The 9,901-nt window shown below is 64.0% G+C and carries 10 protein-coding genes and 1 pseudogene; 6 read left to right on the top strand and 5 right to left on the bottom strand.

All coding sequences use genetic code 11. The features are described from left to right. Positions 1-135 precede the first annotated feature (135 nt). The 5 genes from AC5DC2_RS13005 (at position 136) to AC5DC2_RS12985 (ending at position 5,427) form a co-directional block, all read left to right on the top strand. A complete protein-coding gene (locus tag AC5DC2_RS13005) occupies positions 136-1,830 on the top strand; it encodes a hydantoinase B/oxoprolinase family protein (RefSeq protein ID WP_491698780.1) in 1,695 nt (564 codons plus the stop codon). Positions 1,831-1,834: 4 nt separating this feature from the next. Continuing rightward, entirely contained in the window at positions 1,835-2,815 is a 981-nt protein-coding gene (locus AC5DC2_RS13000; RefSeq protein ID WP_197489611.1) for a TRAP transporter substrate-binding protein, read from the top strand. Positions 2,816-2,910: 95 nt separating this feature from the next. After that, positions 2,911-3,426, top strand: coding sequence for a TRAP transporter small permease subunit (locus AC5DC2_RS12995; RefSeq protein WP_491698779.1), 516 nt, complete (start codon positions 2,911-2,913; stop codon positions 3,424-3,426). Continuing rightward, the gene (locus tag AC5DC2_RS12990) at positions 3,419-4,708 is read left to right on the top strand and encodes a TRAP transporter large permease (RefSeq protein WP_491698778.1); all 1,290 of its coding nucleotides are present in this window, start codon (positions 3,419-3,421) and stop codon (positions 4,706-4,708) included. The genes AC5DC2_RS12995 and AC5DC2_RS12990 overlap by 8 nt, the downstream gene beginning before the upstream one ends. Then, entirely contained in the window at positions 4,705-5,427 is a 723-nt protein-coding gene (locus tag AC5DC2_RS12985; protein ID WP_082781102.1) for a GntR family transcriptional regulator, read from the top strand. Before AC5DC2_RS12990 ends, AC5DC2_RS12985 begins: the two co-directional genes overlap by 4 nt. Positions 5,428-5,435: 8 nt before the next feature. Here AC5DC2_RS12985 and AC5DC2_RS12980 read toward each other — a convergent pair whose 3' ends face one another. The 4 genes from AC5DC2_RS12980 to AC5DC2_RS12965 all read right to left on the bottom strand — a co-directional run bounded on the left by AC5DC2_RS12980 (position 5,436) and on the right by AC5DC2_RS12965 (position 8,817). Further along, complete coding sequence (locus AC5DC2_RS12980) at positions 5,436-6,371, bottom strand: 5-oxoprolinase subunit C family protein (RefSeq protein WP_491698777.1); 936 nt, start codon at positions 6,369-6,371, stop codon at positions 5,436-5,438. Beyond that, on the bottom strand, positions 6,365-7,081 hold the full coding sequence (pxpB, locus tag AC5DC2_RS12975; protein ID WP_491698776.1) for a 5-oxoprolinase subunit PxpB: 717 nt from the start codon (positions 7,079-7,081) through the stop codon (positions 6,365-6,367). The genes AC5DC2_RS12980 and pxpB overlap by 7 nt, the downstream gene beginning before the upstream one ends. A 66-nt stretch (positions 7,082-7,147) precedes the next feature. Then, a complete protein-coding gene (locus AC5DC2_RS12970) occupies positions 7,148-8,062 on the bottom strand; it encodes an NAD-dependent epimerase/dehydratase family protein (protein WP_491698775.1) in 915 nt (304 codons plus the stop codon). Then, positions 8,059-8,817 carry an SDR family NAD(P)-dependent oxidoreductase gene (locus AC5DC2_RS12965; protein WP_491698774.1) on the bottom strand — a complete coding sequence of 253 codons (759 nt, stop codon included), beginning with the start codon at positions 8,815-8,817 and terminating at the stop codon, positions 8,059-8,061. The genes AC5DC2_RS12970 and AC5DC2_RS12965 overlap by 4 nt, the downstream gene beginning before the upstream one ends. 146 nt (positions 8,818-8,963) lie before the next feature. Here AC5DC2_RS12965 and AC5DC2_RS12960 point away from each other — a divergent pair, with 146 nt between their 5' ends. Next, a complete protein-coding gene (locus AC5DC2_RS12960) occupies positions 8,964-9,467 on the top strand; it encodes a hypothetical protein (protein WP_491698773.1) in 504 nt (167 codons plus the stop codon). 49 nt (positions 9,468-9,516) lie between these two features. On the opposite strand, the pseudogene AC5DC2_RS12955 reads toward AC5DC2_RS12960, so the two are convergent. Then, a pseudogene (locus tag AC5DC2_RS12955) lies at positions 9,517-9,901 on the bottom strand (translational GTPase TypA); the annotation flags it as partial.

The raw sequence follows: 9,901 nt of genomic DNA, 5'->3' as shown, positions 1-9,901 counted from the left end.
CGACGAGAGCCCCGGCGCGGTCTTCGAGGGCCCGATGCTGATCGTCGAGGACCAGACGACGATCTACGCGCCCGAAGACTGGCGCGGCTATGTCCATGCGCTCGGCCATATCGTGCTCGAGCGGGAAGGGGCCGTATGATGACCGAAAAGCAACTCACCGACGCCGACATCATCGCCATGAATGTCATGTGGAACCGCCTGATCTCGGTCTGCGAGGAGCAGGCGAATGCGCTTCTGCGCGTCGCCTTCGGGGCCATCGTGCGCGAGGCGGGCGACCTGTCGGCCGGCATTTTCGACGCGAGCGGCCGGATGATGGCCCAGGCCGTCACCGGCACCCCCGGCCACGTCAACACCATGGCGAAATCGGTCAATGCCATGCTGGAACATGTGCCGGCCGAAACGCTGGAAGAAGGCGACGTTCTGGTGACCAACGACCCCTGGCTCGGGGCCGGCCATGTCTTCGATTTCGTTCTGGTCACCCCGGTCTTCCGAAAGGGAACGATCGTGGCCTATATCGCCTCGACCTGCCATGTCGTCGATATCGGCGGGCTCGGCTGGTCGGCGGAGGCGCGTTCGGTGTTCGAGGAGGGCGTGGTCATCCCGGTGACGCGGCTTCGGCGCAAGGGCGTGGTCAACGAGGAACTGCTTGCGCTGATCGCCGTCAATTCCCGCGTCCCGCGCGAGGCGCGCGGCGACGTGATCTCGCTGATGAGCTGCAATGACGAGGGGCTGAGGCGGCTTCTTGCCCTGATGGAGGAATATGACGCGGATTCGCTCGAACCGCTTGCGGAGTTCATATTCACCCGCTCGGCCGAAGCAACGCGGGCCGCGATCGAGAAGGTGCCGGAAGGCGTCTACCGCGCCGAGATCGAACTCGACGGCTATGACGCTCCGATCCGGCTGAAAGCGGAAATGACGGTCAGGGATGGGGAGATTTCGGTCAACCTTGCGGGTTCGTCGCCGGCCGTTGCCAAGGGGATCAATTGCCCGCTGAACTACAGCCAGGCCTATGCCTCATTCGGCATCAAGGTGGCGATCGCACCGGAGGTTCCGAACAACCATGCCTCGCTCGCGCCGATCCGGATCGACGCGCCGCCGGGCCTGATCGTGAGCGCCGAACGGCCATGGCCCGTGACGGCGCGCCACGTCGTGGGGCAGGCCCTGCCGGACCTGATGCTCGGCTGCCTGGCGGAGGCCAAGCGCGGCGAAATCCTTGCCGAAAGCGCCGGCGCGCTCTGGGTGCTGGCGATCACGGCGGAGGGCGAGGGCGGCTTCGCCTCGCTCAATGTCGCGCTCGGCGGCATGGGCGCGCGTCCGGCATCCGACGGTCTGTCGACCACCGCCTTTCCCTCCGGCGTCGGCACTGTGCCGGTTGAGGTGGCGGAAACCGTGGCGCCGCTGATCTACGAGAAGAAGGAATTCGCCCCCGACAGCGGCGGGGCGGGCGAATATCGCGGCGGTCTCGGCCAGGAGATTCGCATCCGTTCGGCGCTGGGCCAAAGCCTGACACTGTCGGCAGCGGCCTTCGAACGCCTGCGGAAGGGAGCAGAGGGCCGGGAAGGCGGAAAGGCCGGCGCGCCCGGTCATGCCGAAATTACCGACGGCACGGTGATCGCGAGCAAGGGGCTCTATACCATCCCGCCGGGGGAGGCGCTGATCCTGAGGACGCCGGGCGGCGGCGGCTTTGGCCCGCCCGGGCGCCGTGACCGGAAAAAACTGGCGATCGATCTTGAGCGCGGGCTCGTCAGTCCCGCTGCGGCCGGGCGCGATTACGGGTACAATGAAAACGGGCACAATGTTAAGGTGCATGAAACCGATAGAGGAGAATAGGGCAATGCGAACGATCCCCATGCTGGCCGTTGCGGCCGTCAGTCTGAGCGCCGCTACGGCTTCGGCTGAGACGACACTGGACTTCTCGACTCCGTGGCCGGACACCAATTTCCAGGCGAAGGCAGCGCGCCAGTTTGCCGACGCCGTGGCCAAGGCGACCGACGGCAACGTCGAGATCAATGTCTTCAACGCCGGCGAAATCGGCGTTTCCGGTTCCGAGAGCATGGCGGCGGTGGAAAGCGGGATCGTTCAGATGGCCGATTTCCTGCTGTTCCTGCAGGCCGGCGAAGAGCCGCTTCTGGCGATCGACACACTGCCCTATCTGATCCAGGGTCAGGAGGAGATGGCGACCTTCCTCGAAATCGCCTCGCCAGCGTTCGACGAGATCGCGGAAAGCCACAACCAGAAGATCCTCTATTATGTTCCGTGGCCTTCGCCCGGTCTCTACTCGCGTTCGGAAATCACCACGGCCGAGGATCTCGAAGGCCAGCGCATTCGCGCCTTCAACCCGGCCAGCTTTGAATTCCTGACCAAGCTCGGGGCAGCGCCGCTGGAAATGCCCTGGGGCGATGTCGTGCCGGCGCTTGCTGCCGGAACGATTGACGGCGTGGCGACCTCGACGTCCTCGGGCGTTGACGGCAAGCTGTGGGACACGACCTCCTATTTCAATCCCCTGCAATGGTCGACTTCGACCGATGCGGTGACCATCAATCTCGACGCATGGAATGCGCTTTCGGAAGAGGACCGGGCCGCAATCGAGGGCGTGGTCGAAGAACTTGAAGCCGAGTTCTGGGCACAGAGCGCGGCAGAAGACGAAGGCAAGACGGAAATCCTCGTCGAAAACGGCATCACCGTGACGGAGGCCGCGGACTCGATGAAGGCGGTCATGTCCGAGGCCGGACACGAGATGTGGGGCAGCTTCATCGAGCGCGTGCCCGCGGCGGGTCCGATCATCGATGCCTACACGGAGGCGGCCGGCAAGTAGCGGCCGCTGCGCGCGGTCTGTCGCCGCGGGCGCTCCTTTCGTGAACGGGGTTTCCGGGGTGCCGATCCCGGAAGCCTTCTTGCCATGGATATGCAATGGTTCGTGCCTTTCTGATATTTACCGACTGGACCGCCAGGATTGCGCAGACCGTGGCCATGGCGCTGCTCTACTGTTTCTGCGCGATGATGCTGGCGGAGGTCTTCAGCCGTGGTTTCCTAAGCCGGAGCCTCGCCTTTTCCTGGGAATATTCGGCCTTCGCCATGTGCGGCGTATTTCTGCTGGGTCTCGGGCCGGCGCTGCAGCATGGCACGCAGGTACGGGTCTCGCTGCTTCTTTCCCGTGGTCCCCGCTTCGCCCGGATCGTCGATATCGCCGCCACGCTGGTCGGGCTTGTCCTCGCCTGTCTGCTGCTGGAAGCCTTCTGGACCGTCTTTCATGCCTCCCTCACGCGCGGGCTGCGCCAGTCGAGTTACATGAATACGCCGCTCGCCATCCCCCAGGCGCTTGCGGTCGCCGGCGCGGTGGAATTCGTGCTCGCCATGGCGGCCCGGCTCTTGCGGCTTCTTCTCGGCCTGGAACCGGAGCTTGAACGGGAGACGGAGGATGGTTGAGATCGGCCTCGTCACGCTGCTGCTTTTTGCCGTGCTGCTTCTCGGCTCCGTCTGGGTCGGCCTGTCGCTGTTCGGCGTCGGCTACATCCTGCTTTCGGTCTACAAACCGAATATCCCGCTCGACGCCTTTGCCGGCAAGCTGATGTGGCAGGCGGGTACGGCGCAGGAACTGCTCGCCCTGCCGCTGTTCATCCTGATGAGCGACATTCTCGTGACCGCGCGCCTCGGCCGCTCGCTGTTTTCGGGCCTTGCGCCCTGGGTCAGTCGGCTTCCCGGCGGGCTGGTGCATGTCAATGTCGCCGGTTCCACCCTGTTTGCCGCTGTCTCCGGTTCGTCTGCGGCAACGACGGCGATCGTCGGGAGGGTAACGCTCCCCGAGCTTCAGGCGCATGGCTATGACCGGCGCCTATCGATCGGTTCGCTTGCAGGCGCAGGCACGCTCGGCTTTCTCATTCCGCCATCGATCATCATGATCATTTACGGCGTCGTTTCTGAACAGAGCATTCTCAGGCTGTTCATCGCCGGCATCGTGCCCGGTCTGCTGCTCGCCTGCCTTTACAGCCTGTACATCGCCGCCGCCCACACGGTTTCCGGCGGACGGGCGAGCGCCGAGCGTTACAGCTGGGGCGCGCGCTGGATGGGGCTGGTCGAGATCGCCCCGATGGTGGCGCTGATCGCCGGCATCATGGGCGCGCTTTATTTCGGCCTTGCAAGCCCGACGGAACTGGCCTCTGTCGGCGTGCTCGGCGCCGTCATTCTGGCGGTCCTCAGGCGCGAACTGACCTTCGCCAATCTCCTGAAAGCCGGCAACAGCGCGGTGCGGACCAGCGCCATGATGGGGCTGATCCTGATCGGCGCGGCGCTTCTCAATGCCGCGCTCGGCTTTCTCGGGCTTCCACGCGCGATCGCCGGCTGGATCGCGGCCCTCGATCTCGCGCCCTTTGCCCTGATCACCATGCTTTTGCTGTTCTATGTGCTGATCGGCATGTTCCTCGACGGCACGTCGATCATCGTCATGACTTTACCAATCACGCTGCCTTTGGTTACGTCCGCAGGTTTTGATCCGATTTGGTTTGGTATTTTTGTCGTTGTTGCTGTAGAGATATCCCAGATAACGCCACCGGTGGGATTCAACCTGTTCGTCATACAGGCGCAAACCGGCGAAACGATTGGAAGACTGGTCCGCGCCGTTGCGCCCTTCTTCCTTATTCTGGTCGCCTTTGCCCTGCTTCTGGCGACCTTCCCACAGATCGTTCTTTGGCTGCCGGGAAAGATGGAATGAGCGCACCGCGACACAAACTGTTAACCCGTTCTTTGCGTGAGGAAATCACCTCGGGCCGCTGGAAAGTCGGCGACCGGCTGCCGCCGGAGGTGGAGTTCGCGGTTGAAAGGGGCGTCAGCCGCACGACGCTGAGGCGCGCCCTGAGCGAACTCGAGTCCGAAGGCCTGGTCGCGCGGCGCAAGCGGGTCGGCACGATCATCGCCTCGCAAACGCCGCAGCAGCATTTCCGCATGGCGACCAACAGTATGCCCGAATTGATGCGCGTGACGCGGGAAACGGTTCTGGAGGTCTGGACATCGCGACACGTGGAGAACCATTCCGATCCGGCGCTCGGCGGCCATGAGAGCGCCACCGGTTTCTGGCTGGAAGTGATCGGCGTCCGGCGGATCCCCGGCAGGCTGAGGCCGTTCAACTGGTCGCGCATGTTCGTCGCCGGTCCCTATGCCGGCATTGAACCGTCGCTCTCGCGCCACCGGGTCGGCTCGGTCTACAATCTGATCGAGGAGATGTTCGATCGGCCGATCGTCCGCGTCAGTCAGAGTGCCAACGCAATCGCCTGTCCGCAGCCCGCCGCCGATGCCATCGGCCTTTCGGTGGGAACGCCGGTGCTCTCCATCGAGGCCGAGCTCTATAGCCATAACGGCGAACTGGTTGAAATCTCGCAGGCCATATACGATCCCGCGCGCTTCCAGCTGCGCAATGACGTGCTCCTGAAATAAAGCCCCCGTCAGGCGTTCCCGATCTCGGCGATGATCGTGTCCGCCAGCCGTCTTGCCGCAAGCAGGCTATCCTCCGCCTGGTCTCTTTGCACCAGCGCGAAGCGGAAGGGCAGGCCGCCGGGCATTTGCGCCAGGCGCGGCAAGTCCGCCGAAATGATTGTCGCGATCTTGGGATAGCCGCCTGTCGTCTGGCGCTCCGCCGTCAGAACGGTCGCCGTGCCCGAGCCGGGCACCTGGATGGAGCCGGGCGGTGTTCCGTCGGAAATGATGTCGTGGCCGCGCGATGCCTTGAGTGCCGGCCCGAAAAGCAGGCTCGCCATCCGGTCGCGGCGCGTCGAGACGGCAAAGGGTTCTTCGAGAAACAGAGACCAGGCGCGAGCGTCGAAATAATCATCCTGTGGCCCGGCGATCACCCGGATCGGCCCCGAAGGCCTGCGGAAGATCGACCGCATCCGGCGTGGCGAAAGCGCCGGGGATGGAAAAAGGTTCAGCCTGTCGCCGGCCTTAAGCGCCCGCCCCTCGAAGCCGCCCATCCCGTTTCGCACATGGGTGGCACGCGAACCGAGCAGGACGGGAACGTCGATGCCGCCGGAAAAGGCGACATAGCCCCACATGCCGCCGCGCAGCACGCCGACATCGAGCCGTTCGCCAGGTCTCAGGAGATGACTTTCCCAGCAGGGCGCGGGCCGCCCGTCGATCATCACTTCAACCGCCCCGCCGGTGACGGCCACAAGCGTAGGCTCGGAAACGCGGTAGCTTCCGCCATACTGGGCGAATTCGAGCGAGGCGGCATCAGGCCCGTTGCCGACAAGCGCCTGGGCGATGCGGAAGGCATCGTCATCCATCGGCCCCGATGGCGAGACGCCGGCCGCCAGGTACCCCGTGCGCGGCTTTGCCTGGACCGTCACCAGCAGGCCGGCCCTCAAAACGTCCAGCATCACCATGGCGGCTGCGCTTCCACGATCGCTTCTCCAAGGTCTGCCCGTCTGTCAAGGTCGGCCATTTCGGCGGGTGAGACGGCGGCAAAGCGGATGATGTCTCCGGCGCGGAAAAAGGCAGGTTCGCCGCGCCCGGCGTCGAACAGCCTCAGTGGCGTGCGGCCGATATAGCGCCAGCCGCTCGGGCCGGGGAGTGAGTTGATTGCCGCCTGTCGGCCGCCGATCCCGACCGCGCCGGCCGGCACATGCTGACGCGGCTCGGCAAGCCGCGGCGTGGCGAGCGCTTCCGGCAGGCCGCCGAGATAGGCAAAGCCCGGGGCAAAGCCGATCATGAAGACCCGGAAGGTGGCACCCGTGTGAAGGGCGATGACCTCGTCCGCGCTCATCGCCCTCTCTGCCGCCACGGCCTGAAGATCGAGCGCATCTGCGCCCTGATAACAGACCGGCACGGTGAAATGACGGGCCAGCGTCTCTTTGGACACGTTCGTCGCTGCCGCGCGCGCTTCGAGGCGTTTCGCAAGGTCAGCGCCGGCGACGATTGCCGGATCGTAGAATACAAGCAGCGAGCGGTAGGTCGGAACGGTTTCGGTGATGCCGGCGACCGGGTCATCCTTCAGGCCAAGATCGAGCGCGATCACGCGCGCGCTGACCGCCTCGTCGATGCATTCACCAAATTCTATCGTCACGGCCTGATCGCCGGCCGTTTTGATCCGCACCAAAAGCCTGTCCCTGGCTCGACATTGTCCGCACGGCGTTTTTTTCGCCGCGCGACCTTATGTCTATCAGCTATCGGCGGTCGCGCGAAAGGCCTCAATGGTACGGCGAGTGCCTTCGGCAAGGGAAACGGCGTTCCAGCTGCCGAGAAAATCGCGCAGCGGCGCGTTGTCGAGCGCGTCCGGCATCGGCCGGGGCCGGTCGGCAACGGTGATCCGCGCCTCCGGCACCACCGTCCGGATCGCCTCTGCCACATCCTCGCTGGAGCCGATGGCCGTGGTCAGGTCGCTGACGATCGGCGCCGGCGCCGGCCGGTCGAGCGAGCGCAGGAAGATCTCGGCCACCTCGTCGATATGCTGGAAGCACATCTTTCCGGAAAACGGAATCTCGTAGGGCTCTCCGCGGGCCGCTGCGCGCATGGCGAGCGTGATCGCCGCGGTCTCGCCGCTTATCCTGCCCGGACCGTAGACTACATGCGGCCTCAGGCCCACCGAGCCGAGGCCGTGGTCGAGGAAATAGACCTTGGAGATCTCCTCGCAGCAGTGCTTGAACGCGCCATAGAGATTGACCGGCGAGGCGAAAGGGCCGCGCGGTCGCGCGGCAAGCGAACTCGCGTAGACGATGCGGGAAATGCCTGTCTTCAGCGCCGCCTCCATAATGTTGATATGGCCGACGACATTGACCTGGGCGCCGAGCGCCGGATTAGCCCGGCAGGCGGGGATGACGAGGGCGGCAAGATGCAGGATCGCCTCGATGCCGAAGCGCGCGATCGTCCCTTCGACCGAGGATGGCTTGGTAATATCGCCCTCCACATAGCTGACGCTGGGGATGCGCATCGTCTCGGACGGAAGTTTCAGGTCGAGAACGGTGACCTTGTCACCGCGTGCGGCAAGCGCAGTCGTCAGCGCCTGGCCGAGAAACCCGGTGCCGCCGGTGACGAGAACCTTGAGCGGCGCATGCGGGGTCTTGTCGATGCCGCTCATGATGCCATGCCCTGTCCGCCGTTGACGTCGAGCAACTGGCCCGTGATGAAGCCGGCCTCATCGGAAGCGAAGAAGGCGACGGCGGCAGCCACATCTTCCACGCGGCCATGGCGGCGCACCGGCACGCCTTCGAGCGCCTTCCGGCGCTCTTCCGGCGTCATGCGCTCATTGAGCAGCCGTTCCACGCGCGGCGTGGAGATGGCCCCGGGGCAGACGGCGTTGCAGGTAATGCCCATCGGCCCGAACTCCTGCGCCATCTGCAGCGTCATCGACTGGACGGCGCCCTTGGCGGCGACATAGTTGGCGCCGGTGAACAGGCTGCCATAGCGGCCTGCCTTCGAGCCGAGGTTGATCACCCGGCCGAACCCGGAGGCAATCATGCCCGGCAGCACGTGGCGACTGACCCTGACGGCGGCCGTGACATTGAGCGCCATCACCCGCTCCCAATCCTCGTCGGTCTCCTCCAGAAAGGCGCGCGGCGTATGCAGCGAACCACCGGCATTGTTGACGAGAATGTCGAAGACCATGTCCCGCGCGGCAAAGTCGGCCATCATCCGGGCGATGTCGCCGCCGTCGGTCAGGTCGCCGGCAATGAAGACGGCGGAGGCGAGGCGCTCGCTCTGGCGCGCCTTTTCAATAGCCTCTTCGGAGCGGTCGATGATGCCGATGCGCGCGCCCTCGTCGGCGAGCCGCGCCGCGATTGCCGCGCCCAGCCCGTCGGCCGCGCCTGTCACCAGCGCGGTTCTTCCCTTCATTCTCTTCAAAACTTTCCTCCCAGCGGACTGAACAGAGTCCGACCATCAGCAAAATGGTACATAATACCACTATGCAGAACTTATGATCGGCAGGCCAGTGGTTTTTGTGCCAAATCGCCGGGCGGCCAGGAATTGGGGGGAAATTCATGACAAAGACGAGCAAGGCGGACGCTGCCAATCATCGTGACCCTATCCACGCGATTGTCGCGACTCGCCCTTCACGACCTTTTTTGGGAACCCTTGTGCGCATGATGCCCCTTCTTTCTCAGGCTAACGTCGCGTTTTCTTCCGCAGCCTTCGTCTATTTTATCGTCTCTTGCCAGGTCGCGATGGGGCTTCCGCCCTTTTACGTTCCCTTCGGATCCAAAGACGTTATTTCGCCGAACCGCGCGGTCTCTTCCGTTATCGCAATGATATGCGCGATGGCGCTGTATGCGACCACCAAGTTCATCATTTTCTTTTTTGCGTTCGGCTGTATCGCATTGGCAGGAGGCATCGATGTCAGAGGCCGCATGAAGAGAAAGGTCGCCGAGATTGGACTGCCTCAATGGATGTGGACCAGGCTTACGCTCAAATGGCCGATGCTCGTTTTTGATGTCTGGACGGTCGCGGCGAGCGGTTATGTTTTCTGGTTCTCTTTCCAAAAATAAAGGCGACCGCAACGGGTCGCCTTTTCGTCATCACATGAAGATCGCCTGATCAGCCCGCAGCGCGGGTCTTCTCAAAACGCTTGCGCTCGTTGGAGTCGAGATACATCTTTCTGAGGCGGATAGATTTCGGCGTGACTTCCATCAGTTCGTCGTCCTGGATCCAGGAGAGCGCCCGGTCGAGCGTCATCTTGATAGGCGGGGTCAGCTTGACGGCTTCGTCCTTGCCGGCGGAGCGGATATTGGTGAGCTGCTTGCCCTTCAGGACATTGACCTCGAGGTCGTTGTCGCGGGTATGGATGCCAACGATCATGCCGGCATAGACCTTGTCGCCGGGCTCGATGATCATCGGGCCGCGATCCTCGAGGTTGAACATCGCGTAGGCCACGGCCTCGCCCGCCTGGGCATCGAACCGCAGCGTGACGCCCGAGTTGTCG

Source organism: Martelella sp. (assembly GCF_984369615.1).
This window is presented reverse-complemented; position numbering and strand designations above follow the sequence as displayed.